General features: G+C 59.4%; 18 protein-coding genes. 10 read left to right on the forward strand and 8 right to left on the reverse strand.

Annotation, left to right across the window (positions count from 1 at the left end):
• Positions 1-75: 75 nt before the first annotated feature.
• The 3 genes from smc to ACYQ54_RS14475 all read right to left on the reverse strand — a co-directional run bounded on the left by smc (position 76) and on the right by ACYQ54_RS14475 (position 5,132).
• Positions 76-3,534: a chromosome segregation protein SMC gene (smc, locus tag ACYQ54_RS14465; RefSeq protein WP_460083433.1), complete on the reverse strand. Its 3,459-nt coding sequence runs from the start codon at positions 3,532-3,534 to the stop codon at positions 76-78.
• A gap of 87 nt (positions 3,535-3,621) precedes the next feature.
• Positions 3,622-4,257 carry a DsbA family protein gene (locus tag ACYQ54_RS14470; protein ID WP_460083435.1) on the reverse strand — a complete coding sequence of 212 codons (636 nt, stop codon included), beginning with the start codon at positions 4,255-4,257 and terminating at the stop codon, positions 3,622-3,624.
• A gap of 365 nt (positions 4,258-4,622) precedes the next feature.
• Positions 4,623-5,132 (reverse strand): DUF721 domain-containing protein, encoded by a 510-nt coding sequence (locus tag ACYQ54_RS14475; RefSeq protein WP_460083437.1) that lies wholly within the window; start codon positions 5,130-5,132, stop codon positions 4,623-4,625.
• A 224-nt stretch (positions 5,133-5,356) separates the two neighbouring features.
• On the opposite strand from ACYQ54_RS14475, the gene mutY reads away from it, so the two are divergent.
• The 4 genes from mutY (at position 5,357) to ACYQ54_RS14495 (ending at position 8,992) form a co-directional block, all read left to right on the forward strand.
• Positions 5,357-6,436, forward strand: coding sequence for an A/G-specific adenine glycosylase (gene mutY, locus ACYQ54_RS14480; protein ID WP_460083439.1), 1,080 nt, complete (start codon positions 5,357-5,359; stop codon positions 6,434-6,436).
• An 82-nt stretch (positions 6,437-6,518) separates the two neighbouring features.
• Positions 6,519-7,067 (forward strand): 2OG-Fe(II) oxygenase, encoded by a 549-nt coding sequence (locus tag ACYQ54_RS14485; RefSeq protein WP_460083441.1) that lies wholly within the window; start codon positions 6,519-6,521, stop codon positions 7,065-7,067.
• A gap of 249 nt (positions 7,068-7,316) precedes the next feature.
• Positions 7,317-7,802 carry a bacterioferritin gene (bfr, locus tag ACYQ54_RS14490; RefSeq protein ID WP_460083442.1) on the forward strand — a complete coding sequence of 162 codons (486 nt, stop codon included), beginning with the start codon at positions 7,317-7,319 and terminating at the stop codon, positions 7,800-7,802.
• A gap of 83 nt (positions 7,803-7,885) precedes the next feature.
• Positions 7,886-8,992 carry a Gfo/Idh/MocA family protein gene (locus ACYQ54_RS14495; RefSeq protein ID WP_460083444.1) on the forward strand — a complete coding sequence of 369 codons (1,107 nt, stop codon included), beginning with the start codon at positions 7,886-7,888 and terminating at the stop codon, positions 8,990-8,992.
• A 297-nt stretch (positions 8,993-9,289) separates the two neighbouring features.
• Here ACYQ54_RS14495 and ACYQ54_RS14500 read toward each other — a convergent pair whose 3' ends face one another.
• Positions 9,290-10,798: an AMP nucleosidase gene (locus ACYQ54_RS14500; protein ID WP_460083446.1), complete on the reverse strand. Its 1,509-nt coding sequence runs from the start codon at positions 10,796-10,798 to the stop codon at positions 9,290-9,292.
• A gap of 198 nt (positions 10,799-10,996) precedes the next feature.
• Here ACYQ54_RS14500 and ACYQ54_RS14505 point away from each other — a divergent pair, with 198 nt between their 5' ends.
• The 4 genes from ACYQ54_RS14505 (at position 10,997) to ACYQ54_RS14520 (ending at position 14,798) form a co-directional block, all read left to right on the forward strand.
• Positions 10,997-11,797, forward strand: coding sequence for a transporter substrate-binding domain-containing protein (locus ACYQ54_RS14505; RefSeq protein WP_460083447.1), 801 nt, complete (start codon positions 10,997-10,999; stop codon positions 11,795-11,797).
• A gap of 122 nt (positions 11,798-11,919) precedes the next feature.
• Positions 11,920-12,726, forward strand: coding sequence for an amino acid ABC transporter permease (locus ACYQ54_RS14510; RefSeq protein ID WP_460083449.1), 807 nt, complete (start codon positions 11,920-11,922; stop codon positions 12,724-12,726).
• A gap of 114 nt (positions 12,727-12,840) precedes the next feature.
• Positions 12,841-13,527 (forward strand): DNA-3-methyladenine glycosylase I, encoded by a 687-nt coding sequence (locus tag ACYQ54_RS14515; RefSeq protein ID WP_460083451.1) that lies wholly within the window; start codon positions 12,841-12,843, stop codon positions 13,525-13,527.
• Between the two features lie 131 nt (positions 13,528-13,658).
• Positions 13,659-14,798, forward strand: a complete 1,140-nt coding sequence (locus ACYQ54_RS14520; RefSeq protein WP_460083453.1) for a DNA methyltransferase — start codon at positions 13,659-13,661, stop codon at positions 14,796-14,798.
• Between the two features lie 176 nt (positions 14,799-14,974).
• Here ACYQ54_RS14520 and ACYQ54_RS14525 read toward each other — a convergent pair whose 3' ends face one another.
• Positions 14,975-16,780 (reverse strand): putative bifunctional diguanylate cyclase/phosphodiesterase, encoded by a 1,806-nt coding sequence (locus tag ACYQ54_RS14525; protein WP_460083454.1) that lies wholly within the window; start codon positions 16,778-16,780, stop codon positions 14,975-14,977.
• Positions 16,777-17,361 (reverse strand): heme NO-binding domain-containing protein, encoded by a 585-nt coding sequence (locus ACYQ54_RS14530; RefSeq protein WP_460083458.1) that lies wholly within the window; start codon positions 17,359-17,361, stop codon positions 16,777-16,779. Before ACYQ54_RS14530 ends, ACYQ54_RS14525 begins: the two co-directional genes overlap by 4 nt.
• 442 nt (positions 17,362-17,803) lie before the next feature.
• On the opposite strand from ACYQ54_RS14530, the gene ACYQ54_RS14535 reads away from it, so the two are divergent.
• Positions 17,804-18,748 (forward strand): GAF domain-containing protein, encoded by a 945-nt coding sequence (locus tag ACYQ54_RS14535; protein ID WP_460083460.1) that lies wholly within the window; start codon positions 17,804-17,806, stop codon positions 18,746-18,748.
• A 173-nt stretch (positions 18,749-18,921) separates the two neighbouring features.
• Positions 18,922-20,442, forward strand: coding sequence for an aldehyde dehydrogenase (adh, locus tag ACYQ54_RS14540; protein WP_460083462.1), 1,521 nt, complete (start codon positions 18,922-18,924; stop codon positions 20,440-20,442).
• A gap of 110 nt (positions 20,443-20,552) precedes the next feature.
• Here adh and ACYQ54_RS14545 read toward each other — a convergent pair whose 3' ends face one another.
• Both ACYQ54_RS14545 and ACYQ54_RS14550 read right to left on the reverse strand, forming a co-directional pair.
• Positions 20,553-21,275: an alpha/beta fold hydrolase gene (locus ACYQ54_RS14545; RefSeq protein WP_460083464.1), complete on the reverse strand. Its 723-nt coding sequence runs from the start codon at positions 21,273-21,275 to the stop codon at positions 20,553-20,555.
• A gap of 22 nt (positions 21,276-21,297) precedes the next feature.
• On the reverse strand, positions 21,298-21,606 hold the full coding sequence (locus tag ACYQ54_RS14550) for a winged helix-turn-helix transcriptional regulator (protein WP_460083466.1): 309 nt from the start codon (positions 21,604-21,606) through the stop codon (positions 21,298-21,300).
• Positions 21,607-21,663: the final 57 nt, after the last annotated feature.

The following is a 21,663-nucleotide window of genomic DNA, read 5'->3' on the forward strand; positions in this document are numbered from 1 at the left end:
TTTTTCTGATTACGCAGATTCGGCCAGACCTAAGTTGCATAAGGTTTTCGCGGCAGTGCCGCACCAGACGCATTCTTAGCCAGTTTCGCGGAATCGCTCCGCCGTCTCCAGATCGACCGAAACAAGCTGGGAAACACCGCGCTCGGCCATTGTCACGCCGAAGAGGCGGTTCATGCGCGCCATGGTGATCGGATTGTGCGTAATCACGACAAATCTGGTTTCCGTACTCTTGGCCATCTCGTCCAGGAGGTCGCAATAGCGCTCCACGTTGGCATCATCCAGCGGTGCATCGACCTCGTCGAGCACGCAGATTGGTGCCGGGTTGGTCAGAAACACTGCGAAAATCAGCGACATAGCAGTGAGAGCCTGCTCGCCGCCGGAGAGAAGCGTCATGGTCTGCGGCTTCTTGCCCGGTGGCCGGGCAATGATTTCCAGACCCGCATCGAGAGGGTCGTCGGAATCGACAAGCTGCAATTCGGCGGTGCCGCCCCCGAAAAGATGGGTAAACAAGCGCTGGAAATGACCGTTGACGACCTCGAAGGAGGCCAGCAGGCGTTCCCGCGCCTCGCGGTTGAGATTGGAGATGCCCGTTCGCAGGCGGCGAATCGCCTCGATCAGGTCGTCGCGTTCCGAGGTCAGCGTGGTCTTCTGATCGTCGATTTCGCGCAGTTCTTCTTCCGCTCGCAGGTTGACGCCACCAAGGCGTTCGCGTTCGGCCTTCAGCCGCTCCAGCTTGCGCTCCATGGCATCCGGATCGGGCAGCGGCGCGCCTTCCTTGAGACCCGCAATCTCCGGCAGCGCCGTCACCGGCACTTCCAGATCTTCATCGATCCGCCGTTCCAGGTTCTGCTTGCGGTCGCGGGCAGCCTCAAGGCGTTCCTCGGCGCGGATCTTCTCTTCCCGCGCCCCCGCCATCGCTTCCATCGCGGCCTTGGCGGCGCGGTCGACATCGGCGAGATCCAGTTCCGCCTGCTGGAGCTGATCGTCCTTGGCCTTCTTCTCTTCTTCCGCCTTGGCGATGGCGGAAAAAAGGTCGCGGCGCTTGATCTCTATGTCTTCCGGCGCCTCGATCAGTTCGGCCCGTTCTTCTTCCGCCTCCTCACGCCGCTCCTGCAAAATGGAAATCTGCTGGGCGGCATTGGCGGCACGGGTTTTCCAGCCGTCATATTCACGGGCAATAGCTTCAAGGCGCCGGTCGCGCATCTGCTGCTCACGGGCAAGGCCCTCTGACACCGCCCTTGCCTCGGCCAGGGCGCCACGAGCAGCCGCGACCTGCGACTGCAAGTCCTCGATGCGGTCGCGATAGCTGGTTCCGTCCGGCGCCTCTTCCAGGCGCTCTTCGGCCTCGGCGAGCTGTTCACGTGCCAGCTCAGCCTCTTCTCCCAAACGCTGTGCCCGGTCCTGCGCAGCTTCCAGCTTGGCGGCAAATTGCGAGACAGCCCTTTCCGCTGCGGCCAAAGCCTCACGCGCGGCAGCCGTCTGCCTTTGGCCGTCACGCACCTTGCCTCTGGCCAGTTGCTCAAGTTCCGCAGCCTGACGAACCCGGGACGCGGCGCTTTCCAGCGCCTGCTGGCGATCCTCGAGCTCGCGCCGGGCCTGTTCGATTTCATCCCCCAGCTCGGCGAGGCGATTCTTCTGTGCCAGACGCTGTGCCGCCGGTGTCGGGGCGTTGGCGGCAATCACGAAGCCGTCCCAGCGCCACAGATCACCTTCCACTGAAACAAGACACTGGCCCGGTTTCAGAGACGCGCGCAGAGCTGGACCTTCTGCCTGCTCGACGATACCGATCTGGCGCAAACGGCGGCTGAGTTCGGCGGGGGCTTCCACCACTTCGGTCAAACTGCGGGCACCACCCGGCAAGGCCGGATCGCCGTCATGAGACAATACACCGCCCCACCGGACGGCAGCCGCTTCTTCGAGCGAGGCATCAAGGTCTTCGCCGAGAGCGGCCCCAAGAGCGGTTTCGAACCCCTGTTCCACCTGGATCTGCTCGACGACTGGCGTGTGATCCTGTTCGGAATGGACGTTGAGCACCTGCTCCAGCGTCCTTGCCTCGGTCTCGAGCCCCTGCAGCAACTGGCGGGCATCGCCCAAAGGACCACGCGCGGACTGCTCCTGCTCGCGCGCCTCGCGGGTGGCGGTCTCCGCTTCTTCCGCCGCCGCCTCGGCCTCCAGAAGGGCCTCCTCGGCCACTTCCAGCGCTTCCCGGTTTTCAGAAACGCCGTCCTGTTCGGCCATACGCTCGTTGATTTCAGCAAGCGCCCTCTGGGCGTCCTGCGCCTGGGCGAGCAGGCGGTCGGAGCGCTGACGGCTTTCGGCGACCGCCCGCTCCATCTGACGGCGTTCAGCCGTTGCGCGAGCCTCGGCCGCGGTCAGATCGGACAACTGGCTTTCCACCGTTCCGACGGCCTCTTCTGCTTCTGCCACCTTTTCACGAGCGCTTTCGGTGCGCTCATGAACCATCTCGTTTTCTTCCAGCAGCTCCGCACGTTCTTCCGACAGGCGTTCCAGAACCTCATCGTTCTCGGACACCATGGACTGTTCGCGGCGGATGTCTTCGGCCAATTGCACCAGACGGCGCTCCAGGTCCTGAAGCTTTTCCTTCACCCGGCGTTCTTCGGCATCCAGTTCGTTGCGCGCGATCACCAGCCGCTGCAACGCGGCGCCCGCCTTGGCAGCGTCGTCGCGCAGTTCCGGCAGCTTGTGGGCCGCGATCGCCTGGATGCGCGCACTTTCGGCCTGCAGACCCGTGGCTTCGTTCACCTGCTTCTGCGCTTCGGCAAAGTGGCTTTCGGCCGTGCCCAGCGCATCGCGCGCTTCGGTCCAGCGGATATAAAGGATCGAGGCTTCCGCTCCGCGAATTTCGGAGGACAGGTTGCGGTAACGGGACGCCTGACGCGATTGCCGCCGCAGATTGTCGAGCTGGCCGTCGATCTGGACGAGAACATCCTCCAGCCGCTCCAGGTTCTGCTCTGCGGCGCGAAGGCGGATTTCCGCCTCGTGCCGGCGCGAATGCAGACCGGAGATACCGGCGGCCTCTTCCAGGATCTGCCTGCGGGAGGTCGGCTTGGCGGCAATAAGCTCACCGATCTGGCCCTGACGCACCATGGCGGGCGAGCGCGCGCCGGTGGAGGCATCCGCGAACAGCAGCTGCACGTCGCGTGCGCGCACATCCTTGGCGTTGATCTTGTAGTTTGAGCCTTGCTCGCGCTCGATGCGGCGGCTGACTTCAAGGGCATCGGCATCGTTGAAGGCAGCCGGTGCCGTGCGATCCTGGTTTTCCAGGTAAAGCGTCACTTCGGCGGTGTTGCGCGCCGGGCGGTTCAGGCTGCCGGAAAAGATGACGTCGTCCATGCCGGACGCACGCATGTTCTTGTAGGAGTTTTCGCCCATCACCCAGCGCAAGGCTTCGACAAGGTTGGACTTGCCGCAACCATTGGGCCCGACCACCCCGGTCAGGCCATTGCCGATGATGAACTCCATCGGTTCGACGAAGGATTTGAAGCCGACGATGCGGAGTTTGGAAAATTTCATTGGCGCCCGTGCCCCGTGGACACGGGCAGCCGAAGATCATGGGTCTGATCGAAGCAGCCCGAACAGACCGGCGGAACTGCCGCCAGTCTAGAGGTTTGCCTCAATAAGTTTGCCCATCTCTTCAATCGAAAGCGCCCCCGAGTGCTTTTCGCCATTGATGAAGAATGTCGGAGTGGAATTCACGCCAAACTCGTTTGCACCGCGGTTTTTCACCGCATCGATGGCGTCGAGCAGGCCCTGGTTCCCCAAGCATTCCTCAAAGGACTCTTTTGTAAAACCTATCTGCTTGGAAAAGTCGAGCATGGATTGGTACGGATTGTCCGTAAACGCCCAGGTCCGCTGCTGTTCGAACATGATGTCCACAATCTCGAAATACTTGTCGGCTGGCGCGCAGCGAGCGAGCATGAACGCACCGGCGGCAACCGGGTCGAGAGGGAATTCGCGGAAAATGAAGCGAACCTTGCCGGTATCGATGTATTCGGATTTCAGGGCCGGATAGGTACGCTCGTGGAAATTAGCGCAATGTCCACAGGTCATGGATGCGTATTCCACAATCGTGACCGGCGCGTTTTCGTCGCCCAGGATCTTGTCGCCCAGCGGGCCTGGTTTGATCAGTTCGGCAAGATCGACGGTCTCGGCAAGGGCCAAGCCGGAACCGGCAACGCAGAATGCGGCCGCCGCCAGTGCAGTGGTTTTGAGAAACTGTCTACGGGTCTGGGTCACGAAGATCGTCCTGTCACATTAGTCAAGCGCTGCACCGGCCGGTGCGTGGATCGAAGAACATCCTGGCGGACATCCAAGCCGATCGGGTTAAATTGTACCTGGCCACCCTATTTGCCTTCACCTGAATGCAGGATGAACCAGCTTGCCGCTCTCTGTGCCCTCTCGGGCAGGCGGCGTCAACAAAGCTTATCAAATGTGGCAGGAGCGAGGACGGTGAATGGTCTGGAGCAGCCCGCGTAAATCCGCGCCCCGGCCGTGCTAACGTTCCGGGAATCCTTCGCTTTTCGAGAAAAAAACGTATCCGGCGGAACTTCCGGCGGCTCCAGTTTCACAGAGTTGTTATTGGACGAACATGCACTGCCGCATCACGCGGCATCGTCTTCCCTGCGAGCAATCACCTGAGCACCGAGCTTCTTGAGCGCCTGCCGCAGACGGTCGTTTTCAACGCCTTCCAGACGGGCTTCGAGCTGCTGTTCTTCGGTTTGCGTCAGGTCGCGCAAGGGCTTCTTGCGCACAGGCTGTTTCACCAGAACAGGTTTCTGCAGGATCTTGATGCGGCCTATGGCCCGCCAGCCGTAGAAGGTGTTGATGCGCTCGATCACCTGCGCGCTGTCATGAGACAACATCAGGGCTGTTGCCCCGTCCGTATGAACCACCAGTGTTGCCGGCTCCGGCGGGTTTTCCGGGTCGCCGCGCTCGGGTTGGCGCGGCCAGATCAGTCTGTCCGGCTGCACGCGCGTGCCATAACGCTCGCCGACGATATCGGCCCAGGAGGCAATGATATCAACGGACGCAAATCCCCGCTTCCGGCAAACAGGCGTCATCGCCTTGCCGACAAGATCGGCCAGCGATTTCACCCCTTTCGAGGTCTGCACAGGGTTTGCCTTTGTAGCGCTAATAGCCTACCTCCTCATCCAGACGTAAGGTGCGGCGTCTTGCCGGCCAATTTCCGGATTGGGGTGTTGTGTCTCAATAGAATACGACAAAATGACGACGAATACTTTCTCCAACATCACGGCATTGCCTGTATCAGCCAAGTTGTCCCCAGGCTATCCAAGGCTTGCTGCTTCACATCAACACCTCTTGTTTTGCTGACCTCATGACAACTGCTTCCCCTTCCAGACTGCTTCTCGACTGGTACGACCGTCATGCCAGGCGCCTGCCCTGGCGGGTTTCGCCGGAAGACCGGAAATTGGGTGAAGTGCCCGATCCTTACCGGATCTGGCTGTCAGAAGTCATGCTGCAGCAGACAACAGTCGCTGCAGTCAAAGACTATTTCGCGAAGTTTACGCGAAGCTGGCCAACGGTCACCGATCTTGCCGCGGCGGACGAAGAAGACGTCATGAAAGCCTGGGCGGGCCTTGGATATTATTCACGGGCACGCAACTTGAAAAAATGTGCGGAAACCGTGGCACGAAACCACAATGGCCGTTTTCCGGAAGACGAAAACGCCTTGCTGAAGTTGCCGGGTATCGGGCCTTACACGGCTGCCGCCATCGCGACCATTGCCTTCGACCGGCATGCGGCAGTGGTCGACGGAAACGTGGAGCGGGTCCTGACACGGATGTACCGGATCGAAACACCGCTTCCGGACGCCAAACCCGAGATCAAGGCACGAATGGCGGAACTGACGCCGGACCAGCGGCCCGGTGATTTCGCACAGGCCGTCATGGACCTCGGCGCAACCATATGCACACCCAAACGGCCTGCATGCGCGCTCTGCCCCTGGCGTACCATCTGTCAGGTGCAATCATCAGGTCTTGCCGAAACACTGCCACGCAAGGCGCCCAAGAAGGAAAAACCCACCCGATACGGCGCCGCATTCGTGGCCGTTGACGCGGCAACGGGAGCTGTCTTGCTGCGCCGCCGGCCACCACGAGGCCTTCTCGGCGGGATGAGCGAAGTTCCGGGGACCGAATGGGCGGAGGATTTCGACCTTCAGGAAGCCGCCGGCATGGCGCCATTTCCTGCCGCCTGGCTTCAACGGTCGACGGAGGTCAAGCACACATTCACCCACTTCCACCTGCGACTGGCAATCTACCGGGCCGATGTGCCGGCCGGCGTCACCGTCCCGCTCGAGGAGGCCTGGTGGTCGGCGCCCGAAGTGCTTGAAACGGAAGCACTTCCGACCGTGATGAGAAAAGTGCTTTTCGCCGCACTCGAACCGGCCGAAAAATAGTTGTTTCCCGGCATAAGAAAACAGTTGCAGTTTGGCCGTATTGGATGTTGATCAGCGCACCTCTCTCCGGATCCGAGCCTCGATGTTCACATATTCCTATGACGCACTCTTCTCTCAAAAGGACTGCGATGAAATTATTCGCCTGAGCCAGGCGGAAGCCCAGGACACAGGCGGGCTAGTGGGCGGCAAGCAGCAGAGCGATATCCGCCGCGCCAGAATTAGCTGGCTCGATGACGAAGGCGCTGCTGGCTGGGTGTTGAACCGCGTGATGACAGCCGTCGCGAAAGCCAACCGGGACGCCTTTGATTTCGACATCACAGAGTTTCGGGAAAAACTGCAGGTCGCCATCTACGACGAAAGCGAGGAAGGCCATTACGACTGGCATTCCGACGTTGGCGAAGGCCCCATCGCCCAGTTCCGCAAGGCGACCATCGTCACCCAGCTTTCCTCATCGGACGCCTATGAAGGCGGGGCGCTGGAAATCAGTCTCGGGCACAAGGTGATGGCCGCATCGCGCGAACAGGGCTGTGCAACGCTGTTTGCCAGTTTCATGTTGCACCGGGTCGTGCCGGTGACGAAGGGAACGCGCTACTCCCTGACCTGCTGGAGCCACGGCCCCCGCTTCCGATAAGGTCTGACAAGGAGGGCAAGCCCTGTGGTGCCCGACCTCTCCAGCATGGCCTGCGCCAGTGCGGGCAAACGAGTGTTCGTGTGTCATGCGCTGATTTTGCGGGCGATTTGCCTGGCCGGTTTCAATTCACTGTATCAGGGTGTAACCAGTGGACGTTACACTTCAGGGCGCAACGGACCCTTGCGCCTGCCGCGAATTACTCTAGAATAATTCTAAACAATATCCGGTTTGCAACAAGGAGGCTCTGCCGTGAAAGGGAATGAAAAAGTCATTGAGCGCCTGAACGAAGCTCTGTTTCTCGAGCTTGGCGCCATCAATCAGTACTGGCTTCACTACCGCCTCCTGAGCGATTGGGGCTTTGCGCGTCTGGCCAAGAAGGAACGCGAAGAATCGATCGAGGAAATGCAGCACGCCGACAAGCTCGTCGACCGGATCATCTTCCTGGAAGGCCATCCGAACATGCAGAAGGTTGCACCGCTGCGTATCGGCCAGAACATCAAGGAAGTGCTGGAATCCGACCTCGCGGGCGAATATGACGCGCGCACGGCCTACGCCAAATCCCGCGACATCTGCCGCGAGGAAGGCGACTATGTGTCCATGCAGCTTTTCGAAGAACTGCTGTCGGACGAGGAAGGCCATATCGACTTTCTGGAAACCCAGCTCGACCTTCTGGAAAAGATCGGCGTCGAGCGCTACGGCATGCTGAACGCCGCTCCGGCCGACGAAGCCGAATAGTCGCAAGCAACCGTCTCATTGGTTATGTTGAAGCCGGTGCAGGTCTGCACCGGCTTTTTCAATGAAACGGGAGATGCGAAGCCATGGCGGAAATTCGGGTCGGGCTGATCGGAACAGGCTACATGGGAAAGGCCCATGCGGTTGCCTTGAAATCGGTGGCGTCGGTGTTCGACACAGGATTGCGCCCGGTTTGCGAACTGATCTGCGCAACGACCCTGACCGGTGCCCGTGAAAAGGCCAGGGCCTTCGGTTTCAACCGGGCGACGGACAACTGGCGCACCGTGGTGTCGGATCCGAAAATCGATGCGGTGGTGATCGCCTCGCCCCAATCGACCCATATGGAGATCGCCCTTGCAGCCTTTGCACATGGCAAGGCTGTTTTCTGCGAAAAGCCGCTTGCCAGTCATGCGGACGACTGCCGCAAGATGATCGAGGCGGCAGAGGCGTCCGGACTGCCGAACATGACCGGCTTCAACTATATCCGCACTCCGGCAAGCCAATTTGCCTTCGAACTGATCAACTCGGGACGGATCGGTCGGATCCACTATCTCCGCGCCGAGCACACCGAGGATTTTCTGGCCGATCCGCAAACGCCGTCTCACTGGCGCACAAAGGACAGAAGCAACGGATGCATGGGCGACCTCGCCCCTCACATCATCAACGCCGCCCTGCGCTTGGCAGGCCCGATTTCCAGCGTTTGTGCGGATATCCAGACAGTTCATTCCGAGCGTCCCGGTGATGCGGGGCCGGAAGCCGTCACCAATGACGATCAGGCCCATCTCATGTGCCGCTTTCGCAGCGGAGCCATGGGTCATCTTTTCATCAGCCGCGTCGCGACCGGTCGGAAGATGGGCTACGCCTATGAGATCTACGGTGACACGGGCGCGATCCGCTTCGACCAGGAGGACCAGAACGCCCTCTGGCTTTACCTTGCCGAGGGACCGGAGGCAGAACGTGGCTTTCGCAAGATCCTGACCGGGCCGGCGCATCCCGACTACCTGCCCTTCTGCCAGGGGCCTGGTCACGGCACAGGCTATCAGGACCAGATCATCATCGAGATGCGGGATTTTCTGAAAGCCATCGAGACCGGACAGCCCGTCTGGCCGACGTTCCAGGACGGCCTGGATGTGCAACTGGTCACGGAAGCTGCCTGGAAGTCGTCGGAGACAGGAACCTGGGCGACGGTTTGACGGGAGAAATGACGCGGAGGCGGGCAACCGTCTCTGTCTCGTTGTCTTCCTAAAGAAGGTGATGCCCAGACCAACTGCGCTCGCCACTGATCGACGTGCGCCCTCCAACCCGGGTGTCACCCCGGACAAGCGTCAGCGCAGATCCGGGACCTACCCGCCTCACCTTCGGCCAAAGCGTACAAGGCCTTTGCTGCTAGCGGGCGATCAATCGGCCCACTGGAAAATAGTGGCCCCCGGGTCTCGCTTTGCTCGCCCGGGGTGACACCGAAATCCAGTTCGCCGCAGAACCTCTGTCTGCTACTGGAAGGCCGTTTCGGCAAAGCTGCGGAGCTTGCGCGAATGCAGGCGTTCGGCGGTCATGTCGCGCATCTTTTCCATTGCCCTGATACCGATCTGGAGATGCTGGGCAACCTGCCGCTTGTAGAAATCGGTCGCCATGCCCGGCAGCTTCAGTTCGCCGTGGAGCGGCTTGTCGGAAATGCACAGCAGCGTGCCGTAGGGCACACGGAAGCGGAAGCCGTTGGCGGCGATGGTTGCCGATTCCATATCGAGCGCGATGGCGCGGGACTGTGAGAACCGTTTGACCAGTTCCGGCTGATCCCAGAGTTCCCAGTTGCGGTTGTCGAGCGAAACGACCGTCCCTGTCCTCATGACGCGTTTCAGTTCGTAGCCGTCAATACCCGTGATTTCCGCAACCGCGTCTTCCAGTGCCACCTGCACTTCGGCCAACGGCGGGATCGGCACCCAGATCGGCAGATCCTGATCGAGAACATTGTCCTCGCGCACGTAGCCATGTGCCAAAACATAATCGCCGAGTGTCTGGCTGTTCCTGAGGCCTGCGCAGTGGCCGAGCATCAGCCAGACATGCGGACGCAGAACGGCGATATGGTCGGTGATGGTTTTGGCGTTGGAAGGCCCGACACCGATATTGACCATGGTGATGCCGCTGCCGTCGGCCCGTTTCAGGTGATAGGCCGGCATTTGCGGAAGCTTTGTCAGCTCTTCGCCGTCCGGCTGGCTCTGCCCTGCCTCCAGCACGACGTTGCCGGGGGACACGAAGGACTCGTAGCCGCTGTCGGGCTGCAAGAGCAGTTCCTTGGACATGCGGCAGAATTCATCGATGTAGAACTGGTAGTTCGTGAAAAGCACATAGTTCTGGAAGTGCTCGGCTTTTGTTGCTGTGTAGTGCTGCAGCCTGTGCAGCGAATAGTCGACGCGCGGAGCTGTGAAGGAGGCAAGCGGCATGACCCCGTCGGACGGATCGTAAGTACCGTTGGCGATGGAATCATCCATTACCGTCAGGTCCGGAAGATCGAACATATCTGCCAGGGGACGGTCGAGATTGGCCGCCGCGGCGCCGCCTTCAACATGTGTGCCGTCGTAAAAGGCGAAATGCAGCGGGATCGGCATGTCGCTGTCGCCGACCTGGATCGGAACGTCGTGGTTCTTCATCAGCAGCGACAGCTGCGACACCAGATAATTGCGAAACAGGTCCGGGCGGGTGATCGTCGAGGCATGGGTGCCCGGCCGGGAGACGAACCCATAGGACAGGCGGCTGTCGAGGCGGACGTGGCTGTCGGTCACAATACGGACCTGCGGATAAAACGCGCGCACGCGACCGTCGATTTCCTTGCCTTCCAGAAGATCCTGAAAATGCTGACGCAGAAATGCAGTGTTGGATTCAAAGATTTCGATCAGCCGGTCGACCGCCTTGTTGGCGTCGGTAAAAACCTCAAGCGGATGCGATGGCGCATGCCGGACCCTGCGGGCGGCTTGATGAAAAAAGTTCTTGGTAGAGTTGGACACAAACCGTCTCCTTATTGTTGTTATGGGCTAACAGTCCCGCTAACGATCCCTTTGGTCAATAGATCTAACATCGGATTTTGAATTTTTTTTCGCAGAGAGAAAATTTCTGCACTCCGTCCTCAACGAGGCATTTCAGCAGGCTTTCCCAACGCGTGGCAAGCGGCTAAAGTCCGGCTAACTTTTGACCAGGAGTCTCCCATGAAAAAAACCGTCCTGACCCTCGCGGTTGCCGTTTCCTCCCTGATTGGCGCAGGCGTCTCCGCCCTTGCCGACAATCTGCCGGATCTTGGTGGCCGGAACATCGTCATTGCTTCGGAGAACACCTATCCCCCGCTGCAGTTCGTCGACCCGAAGTCAGGCGAGGCAATCGGCTGGGAATATGATGCTGTTGCCGAAATCGCCAAACGGCTGAATCTGAACGTCACCTTTCAGAACACCAGCTGGGACGCCATGATCCCTGCCATTTCCGCTGGCGAATACGACATGGCGATGAACGGCATCACCATTCGGGCCGACCGTGCGGAACAGGTGGATTTTTCCAAACCCTACATGCGCTCTGAAATGTTCATGCTGGTGCGCGCCGATGAGGACCGCTTTACAGACGCCAAGGGTTTTGCGGCCAACGAGGACTTCCTGGCCGGTGCCCAGCCAGGCACCACGCCCTTCTACGTGACTGTTTATGAGGTGCTGGACGGCGACGAAGCCAATCCGCGCATCAAGCTGTTCGAAACCTTCGGCGCGGCCGTTCAGGCTCTCAAGACGGGGGACGTCGATCTGGTCCTGACCGACAGCACAGGCGGCCAGGGCTACGTCGCGACCAACCCGGACACCTTCAAGCTCATCGGCGATCCGATGGGCTCGGAAGACTTCGGCTTCATCTTCCCGAAAGGTTCCGACCTTATCGAGCCGATCAACGCGGCAGTGAACAGCATGCGGACCGACGGCACCCTGGATGCACTCAACAAAAAGTGGTTCTTCGACTACAAAGTCGCCCAGTAAGGCCATTCGCCGCCCCCGGCGGCTGGACTTTCCGACCTGTGGCCGGTATCCGGGCCTTTGGCCCCGATATCGGCCATTTTCCTTTGAACCGCCGCAAATAACGCTGGAGCCGAGACCAACCAATGATCCGCAACACCACACCGTCCGGCGCGCCCAAAGAGGACTTTCCCTACTGGCTTCTGGTCGCTGGCGGCATTGCGGTTTTTCTGTTGTTCCAGATTGCTACCGACGACATCTATTCGCAGGTCATGGCAACAGTCTCGCGCGGTATCGGGCTGACAGTTTTCGTGACACTGGTCGCCTTCTTCTTCGCGTCGCTGATAGGGCTCATGCTGGCCCTCGCCTTACTCTCCGGATCGGTGGTGTTGCGCCAGAGCGCAAGGTTCTATGTCGAGATCGTGCGCGGGATGCCGATCATCGTGCTGCTGCTTTATATCGCCTTCGTCGCAACGCCTCTGTTCATTGCCGGGATGAACGCCATCCTGGAACCCCTGGGACTGGATCCGCTGCGCACACGGGATTTCCCGCTGCTCTGGCGCGCCGTTCTGGCGCTGACGATCGGCTACTCGGCCTTCATTGCCGAAGTCTTTCGCGCGGGCATCCAGGCCGTGGACAAGGGCCAGATAGAGGCCGCAGAAGCGCTCGGCATGAACCGCTGGCTGCGGTTCCGGCTGATCATCTTCCCGCAAGCGCTGAAAACCATTCTGCCGCCGCTCGGCAACGATTTCATCGCCCTGATCAAGGACAGTTCACTGGTATCGGTTTTGGGTGTCGCCGACATCACTCAGCTTGGCAAGGTCTATGCCGCCGGGTCCTTCCGCTATTTCGAGACATACAACGTGGTGGCACTGATCTATCTGATGATGACGATCACGCTTTCGCTGGCCCTGCGCAAATTTGAACGGACAAAACAGATCCAGGAACGCTAAGGTTTTTCTCCGACCACCTCCCCTCCTTTTCCTCATCCTGAGGAAGCGCCGAGCGCCTCCTCAGGATGAGGGTTTAAGGGTGGATCGGCTATTTGCAGCGAGACGGAGATCTGCATGCGTTCGTTTGAAGACATAGAAGCGTTGGCCGCGGAAAAGAAAGGCGGACCGGCAGCACTCAATGCCCTGCTTGCGGAGCATAATGCGCCCAAGACTGCGGAAGAGCTGGAACAGGTCGGTGACGATCGCTGGCTTGCCATGTTCACCAGATGCGTGTTTCAGGCCGGCTTCAGCTGGAAGGTGATCGACCAGAAGTGGCCGGGCTTCGAAGACGCTTTCGAAGGGTTCGACGTGGCACGCCTGGCCTTCTTGCCCGACGAGGCGTTCGAGGAGCTGCTCGGCGACAAGCGCATTGTCCGCAACGGCGCCAAGATCCGCTCTGTCCAGGAAAACGCGATTTTTCTAAAGGAGCTTGCGACCGAACACGGCAGCGCGGCCAAATTCTTCGCGCATTACCCGGTCAGCGACCAGATCGGCCTGATGGAGTTGCTCAAGAAGCGGGGCAGCCGCCTTGGTGGCAATACAGGGCAAATCGCTCTGCGTTTCATGGGCAAGGAAAGTTTCGTCCTCTCCGGCGATGTGGTTAACGCCCTGATCCGCGAAAATGTCATCGACAAGGACACGCTGTCGAAAAAAAATCTTACCGCAATTCAGGCGGCCTTTAACGATTGGAAAGCAACTTCCGGTCGTCCTTTGAACGAAATCAGCAGAATTCTGGCCTTTTCGGTCGGGACAGGTCATTAACTTCTCATTTAGCATTTACGATTGTAAACAAAGCCTTGATTCAAAGGGAATTTTTGTTTCTCGAACTTAACCCCTGATTTACCAAACCCGGTAACCATGACACTCGAAATTGCGTGAGGTATTGCGTCGCAATGAGTGTACTGCGTACCGGGGTGTCCTTCGCGGCACCCCGTCTATCAAATGAACCGGAAGCTGGTGCTTCCTGGCTAAACACGATCCTGAAGGGCGACTGCGTAGCCGCCCTTGAGAAACTGCCGTCCCGGTCTGTCGACCTGGTCTTTGCGGACCCGCCTTACAACCTTCAGTTGGGTGGCGATTTGCACAGACCGGATCAGTCCAAGGTTGACGCCTGTGACGACCACTGGGACCAGTTCGAAAGTTTCGAAGCCTATGATGCTTTCACCCGGGCCTGGCTTCTGGCCACACGCCGGGTGATGAAGGCTGATGGCTCGCTGTATGTGATCGGTTCCTATCACAACATCTTCCGTGTTGGCGCGATCCTGCAGGATCTCGGCTTCTGGATCATGAACGACATCGTCTGGCTGAAGTCCAACCCGATGCCGAATTTCCGCGGCAAACGGTTCACCAATGCCCACGAGACCATGATCTGGGCAGTCAAGTCGAAAGATGCCAAGCCGACCTTCAACTATGATGCCCTGAAGACCTTCAACGAAGACCTTCAGATGCGTTCCGACTGGCACCTGCCTCTGTGCACGGGTACCGAACGATTGAAGGGCAAGGACGGACAGAAGGTTCATCCGACCCAGAAACCGGAAGCTCTGCTCTACCGGGTCCTGACCGCCTCCTCCAAGCCGGGCGATGTCGTGCTTGACCCGTTCTTCGGAACCGGCACCACCGGGGCTGTGGCCAAGAAGCTTGGCCGCCACTACGTCGGCGTGGAGCGTGAGCAGGACTATATCGACGCGGCCACGGCGCGCATTTCGGCCATCGAGCCGGGTGATGCGGCCTCGCTGGAAATGCAGCAGGGCAAGCGGGCGCTGAAACGCATTCCCTTCGGCACGCTGCTGGAAAGCGGTCTGCTGCAGCCGGGTACGGAACTCAGCTGCCCGAAAGGCAAGCATCTTGCCATCGTGCGCGCAGACGGCTCGCTGAAATCCGGCGATCATACCGGCTCGATTCACAAGGTCGGCGCACTTGTACAGGGTCAGGAAGCCTGCAACGGCTGGACTTTCTGGCACATAAACGAGGGTGGCAAGACGTCACCCATCGACGACCTCCGCAAGGAGATAAGATCCCGCCTGCAGGCATAAGCAGGCACTCCAAAGAAGAGACTTCGCGTTCCCCGCGAGATCCACTTGGCCCCGTTTCCCAGAAAAGGAGACGGGGTTTTCTTTTTTTGGAACAGTGACTATGCCCCGCGCAGCCACCCAGCCATTCTGGAAGTAAGAATGCTGTCAGGCTGTCAGGCTGTCAGGCAGTCAGGCAGTCAGGCAGTCAGGCACTTCAGATCAGGGGCCCAGACATCCAGCCATTGCAAGATCTCGGTTGCGCTGATGGGCGGCGAAAAATAGAAGCCCTGGAAAAGGCGGCAACCGCAATTTTCCAGAAACTCCAGTTCCTCGCGGGTTTCCACGCCCTCTGCCAGGACCTCCAGTCCCATGTTCCGGGCCATTGCCAGCATGGCGCCGGCAATCCTCTGCATCTTCGGATTCCTGTCGAGCCCTGACACAAAAGACCGGTCGATCTTCAACGTCGCGACCGGCGTCTCAATCAGGGTGGCAATGGACGAGTGCCCGGTGCCAAAGTCATCAAGTGCCAGGGCAAAGCCGGCCTGCTCCAGATTGCGGCACTGGGCGATCAATTCCTGGTCGGACTGGTCGAACAGGATCGATTCCAGAAGTTCCAGTTGAATATCGCCGGGCTTCAAGCCCGCGTTCGCGAGTTCCGCCTGCAAAATCGCCACGAACTCAACCGATCTGAGGTTCGAAGCGGTCACGTTCAACGAGAGCTTGCCGATGTCCCTGCCGGTCGACTTCCAGGCTGCAAAATGGGTGAAGGCCTTGCACCGCACCTGGCGGTCGATTTCGGACATGATGTTTGCCCTGGTCGCCGTTTCCAGGAACCGGGCCGGTGGCAGAATCCCCTGCTCCGCAGTCTCCCAGCGAGCTACGACCTCAAGGCCGCACACCCGCCCCGTCGCACTATCGATCTGCGGCTGAAAAAACGGAACGAACTGGCTGAATTTCAGGCCTTCTTCGATCTGCGAGACCAGCCTGCTGGTTTCCTCATGCCGCCGGATCATTTCCTTCGACAGCAATTTGACGGACGACCTGGTAATCTTGGCGTCGTAAAGCGCGATATCCGAATTCGCGATCAGCCTGTCGGCGTTCTGGACTTCGCCGGGGTGAAACACCACGACGCCTATGCTCGCGCTGACCTGGCAGCTATGCCCATTGTAGCGGATCGGCATCGCGATGGCGTTCAGCAAGCGCAGTGCCATGGCATACAGGTTTTCCTTGTCCGGCGGATTTGCCAGAAACAGAGCGAACTCATCACCACCGAGTCTCGCCGGAAGATCGTCCGGACCACAAACCGATGTCAGTGCCTCAGCCGTTTGCATGAGGATCATGTCACCTGCGGTGTGGCCGTAATTGTCGTTGATCGATTTGAACTCATCCAGATCGATATGCAGCAGGGCGAACAACCGGCCCGTATCGGGCAGTTGCAAAACGTCTTCAAGGCGCCGGTGCAGTGCCCCCCTGTTCGCTATTTCGGTCAGCGGATCCTGGGAGGCTTTCTTCTCTGCTTCTATCTTCGCCGTCTTGAGCGCGGTCGCCATCTTCTGGCTGTCCTCGAGAAGGGTTCGCTGCGCTTCGAAGGAATAGAAGAGATCAATGGAAAAGTCGTTGGGCTTGAAGTCGGCTTCCGTCAGTCTGAAACGTTCCACGACCTGCGACAGGTGAAGCCCGAAGGACAGATCGAGGAAAATCGTGTCATTGGCCGCAGCGCTCAGCGCGAAACCGCGAAACTGTATCCGTTCCCCATCCTGCGGACATGCTGAGAGAACGAGTTTGGTGCCGAGCCGTTCGCGGATACAGGCCATGGATCTGAGACTCCGTGGCCTTTCCACCTTGAAGACGTCGAACAGACGTTCTCCAAGAACTCCGGGTCCAAGGATCCTTTCCAAGGTGGGGCCCAGTCCCTCGATCCGCCCGTCATCGTCCAACACGACATGCATGGGAAACAGCATGTCGATGGCCTTGTTGGTCAGATCGAGTTTGGATGCAGTCAAATTCCAACCTCGGAGATTGTGGATTGAGGCGTTATGTCGAGGATCCTGATCTCGAAGATATCGTGATCAGACTGCTCCGATTTCGCCGCGACCTGATTGACCTCAATGGTCGCCCCCGTCTCATTGGCCAAACCGTGCAGAAGCCCGACCACCATCGGCGCCAGCCCGTCACGTTCGGAATAGTAATGCAGAATGCAGGATCCATCGTCCTTCTGGTCAACCTCGAAGGACGGCGGTTTCAGATGAGGCATCGAGAGCAGAATCCGGTCATGCATGTCGTCGAGCCCTTTCAATTGCTCGACGAAGGAATTGCCGGCAAGTCGCATGAGATTGCCGAAATGCGAGGCTCCCGCAAACTCAACCCAGTATTTTCCAAAGACGCTGAGGACATCCGTTGAGGAAAGCCCGGTAAAGCTGCAAATGGCTTCAATGAGCTTGTAGGTGATGGCGTCGTCATAACTCGACATTCTTTCGAACTCGAGCTCCTCCAAGCCTGCAGTTTCGCAAATGCTATGCCAGGCCTCTGGTCCGTGATTGTCCAGAATGAAGGTACGAATGCCTTCGTTCACCATTCCATACATGCAAACTCCTCCAGAGTTAGCATAGTGAATATACGAACTTGCTTACACCGGCATTAATCCACTCCTGAAATATTTCCTCTTTTAACTCAAAACGCGGGAAATATTTTCGTCACATTCTCGCAAAATCCTAAGCCTCCCCATACAGATATTCTTTTGCCGAAATTGAACATTGGAAAAAACGACAATGAATACCTGAAAACTCTGTAAAACCGATGACTTGACGCCGAAATCCAGACAGTCACCGGATCCAGCAAGACAATGACTTGCCGAGGAGTACGATGGGTTCACGTCCCCGGCCCGGCTCCACTTCCAGAGAGGCGGCTTGCATTCCCCTTGCATTGCCGCCATCCTCCGCGGTCAATCGGGCGTTCATGGGAGGAACGGACCGACGGTCTGAAACCGGGACAAACCACCGGAAGACCCGAGGTCGTCGATTAACGCAATGAAAGATCATGTCGAAACAGTTCTGCGAACCGTGCAATCGGGATCGGCGCCTGCGCTGTCCCGGATTGCAGCGTCCTGGCGCAGGTCGATCGACAAGCACGGCCTTGATCCTGCCGCCCACAAGCCGCCGCAGCGCATGGGCGACGACCAGCTTTGTCGGCGCCGGGAAGAGACCGGAGCCTTTCTGAAGATTGCCGCTCCCAAACTGGATCAACTGTTCGGCCTGGTCGGCCAGTCCGGCTGCACGGTTCTACTGACCGACGCGGAAGGGGTGGTGCTCGACCAGCGCTGCATGACGGCAGACGCGGACATCTTTCAGGACTGGGGCCTCAGCCAGGGCACCGACTGGAGCGAAGCTGCAGTCGGGACAAACGGCATCGGCACCTGCCTTGCCGAGGAACGCAATCTGATCGTCCACCGGCAAGAGCACTTCCTGGCACGCAATGTCGGCATGAGCTGCATGGACGCGCCGATCTACGGACCGGACGGCCGGCTTGCCGGCGCGCTTGACGTCTCCTCCGCTCGATCCGACCAGACGGAAACCTTCAACCGGCTGATTGCAGCGATGGTCTCGCAGACCGCCAGGCAGATCGAGATCGAAACTTTCCGTGCCGCCTTTCCCTCTGCCCGTATCATCGTAGCGGACGGAGAAACCACGGACACCGCAATGCTGTTGGCCGTGGATGCCGACGACATCGTGCTCGGCGCGACCCGCGCCGCCAGAAAGGCCTTCGGGCTCGGTGCAACCGGCCCTTTGAAACCCCTGCCCGCTTCAGATCTGCTTGGCCGGGAGGACGGTCCGAGCGGATTTGAAAAGGCCGAAAGAGCTGCCGTCATCCGTGCCCTGACGCGGGCTGGAGGCAACGTCTCCGAAGCGGCCCGCGCACTCGGCATCGGCCGGGCAACCCTTTACCGGCGAATGAAACGGCTCGGCATCGACTGATATCCCGGCCGACCTGTCTCAGAACTGAGACACATGCCGGACACTTGCTCCTTCCCCCTCCTATCGCTGCGCAAGCTCCTCCCGCACAGTCCCTCCATTCCCGGTGGAGGACCGGGACTTTCGGTCAGTCGCAGCTTCAGTTGCCTGACTGCCGATCTTGTGGAGGATCCCAGATGAATCAGATGCCAAGCTTTGACGTCGACACGACGTCACCGTTCAAATCCCGCTATGACAACTACATTGGCGGCAAGTTCGTTGCGCCGGTGAACGGACGGTACTTCAACAACATCACGCCGATTTCCGGCGCCAACGTTTGCGAAGTCGCCCGCTCCGACGCCGCAGATGTGGATCTGGCGCTCGATGCGGCACATGCTGCCAAGGACGGCTGGGGTCGGACCCCGGCAGCGGAACGCGCCAACATCCTGCTGAAGATCGCCGATGTCATGGAACAGAATCTCGACATTCTGGCCAAGGCTGAAACCTGGGACAACGGCAAGCCGATCCGCGAAACCACCGCGGCAGATATTCCGCTTTCCATCGACCACTTCCGTTACTTCGCAGGTGTTCTGCGCGGCCAGGAAGGTTCCATGTCGGAGATCGATGCCGATACCGTCGCCTACCATTTTCATGAGCCGCTCGGGGTCGTCGGACAGATCATCCCGTGGAACTTCTCCATCCTGATGGCAGCCTGGAAACTGGCTCCGGCGCTTGCCGCAGGCAACTGCGTCGTGTTGAAGCCGGCTGAGCAGACACCGGCTGCGATCATGGTGCTGGCAGAGCTCATCGGCGGCCTGTTGCCGGATGGCGTTCTCAACATCGTCAACGGCTTTGGTGCGGAAGTCGGTGCCCCGCTTGCCAAGTCCAACCGCATCGCCAAGATCGCCTTTACCGGGTCCACCGAAACCGGTCGGATGATCATGCAATATGCGACGGAGAACCTGATTCCGGTGACCCTGGAACTCGGCGGAAAATCGCCGAACATCTTCTTCTCCGACGTCATGAGCCAGGACGATGCGTTCTTCGACAAGGCCATCGAGGGCTTTGTTCTCTTCGCCTTCAACCAGGGTGAAGTCTGCACCTGCCCGAGCCGGGCGCTGATCCAGGAAGACATCTACGAAGCCTTCATCGAGCGGGCTATCGCCCGTGTGAAAGCAATCAAGCAGGGCGATCCGCGTGCCATCGAGACCATGGTCGGAGCCCAGGCCAGCCGCGAGCAGCAGGACAAGATCCTGTCCTATCTGACCATCGGCGTCGAGGAAGGTGCGGAAGTGCTGTGCGGCGGCGCGGAAGCGAAGTTCGACGGTGACCTTTCCGGCGGGTTCTACGTTCAGCCGACCATCCTGAAAGGCCACAACAAGATGCGGGTCTTCCAGGAGGAAATCTTCGGTCCGGTCGTATCCGTCACCACGTTCAAAACGGAAGAAGAAGCCCTCGCGATTGCCAACGACACCATGTATGGCCTTGGCGCCGGCGTGTGGTCGCGCGATGCCAACCGTTGCTACCGCTTCGGCCGCGCCATTGAGGCCGGCCGTGTGTGGGTGAACAACTACCACGCCTACCCCGCCCACGCGGCTTTCGGCGGCTACAAGCAGTCCGGTATCGGCCGTGAGACCCACAAGATGATGCTGGATCACTATCAGCAGACCAAGAACATGCTGGTCAGCTACAACCCGAACAAGCTCGGGTTCTTCTAAAACTGCCGGCGTTACCGATCCTGTTCCGGCAGTGATGCGGGGCGGTCTTCGAAAGAAGACTGCCCCGTTTTCCGTTCAAGACCCGAGACCGAAACGGCACCTGGTGGTCGTCAAGGCTGCTCTGAGATGTCCTCCAGCAAATCGGCCAGCGCCTCCGGTTCGCTCACCATTGCGTCGTGCCCAGTCGCGATTTGAGAGACCGGCCAGCCTTTTGCCTTCGCGCGTTCAAGCGCCACCTTCGCCGGTGGATAGGGCGGGTCAGTGCATTCGATGTAGTGAGCCGGAAGGCCGTTGCCGACCGGGTGTTTCAGGTCCAGCGCCGTGGTGAAGGTCCGGAACGGATGCGGTGTCAGGCGTGGTTCCAGAAAGGCAATGTCATCGGGGCGGGTGATGCCGAAACTTGCCGGCGAGGCCGGCGGCAGCGAGAGGCCTCCGCTGCTGTTTTCTGCCAATTTCCTGCGGTCTTCCGCGAGATCCTCAGGCAAAAGATCGAACCAGGTTTCACCACTCTCCAGCATGATTGCGTCGAGATAGACCAGCTTCGCAATCCGGTCCGGCAGGAGGTCGGCTACGCCGGTAATCGGGATACCGCCAAAGCTGTGGCCAACAAGAACGACGTTGGTCATCTCTTCGAAGCGCAGATGGCGAACGATATCCTCCACGAACGTCTGTATGGAGATCTCCGGCGAGAGCAGATGCGAGCGCTCGCCGAGGCCCGTTTGTGTCGGCGTGGTCACGCGATGCCCACGTGCCCGCAGGATGTTTGCCAGACGCGACCAGCACCAACCGCCATGCCAGACGCCGTGGACGCAAACGAAAGTCTGCTGTTTCAAGAGCCCCTCCCCGCTCGACCGCCTATTCGGCAGTCTGAGCCTCCAGGTGAATGTCGCGCCGCATCTTCAGTTTGTGACCGACTTCGACGATGGCTTCCAGGGCCGGAATCAGCTGATGACCGAGATCCGTCAGCTCATATTCGACAGAAGGCGGCGATGTCGGGCGGACATGGCGCAACAGCACGCCACGTCCTTCGAGCTCGGACAGGCGCTGCGACAGGACCTTGCCGGAGACAGGGGGAATATCCGCCTTCAGCTCGTTGAAGCGGCGCGGCCCCGCCCGCAGGCTCCAGATGACGTTGGGCGCCCAGGCACCGGATATCACCTGCATGCACTGTGTCAGGCTGCAGGGTTCCGGCGGCGCCGGGCTTTGATTCTTCCGCATTTT

The organism is Roseibium sp. LAB1 (genome assembly GCF_054658235.1).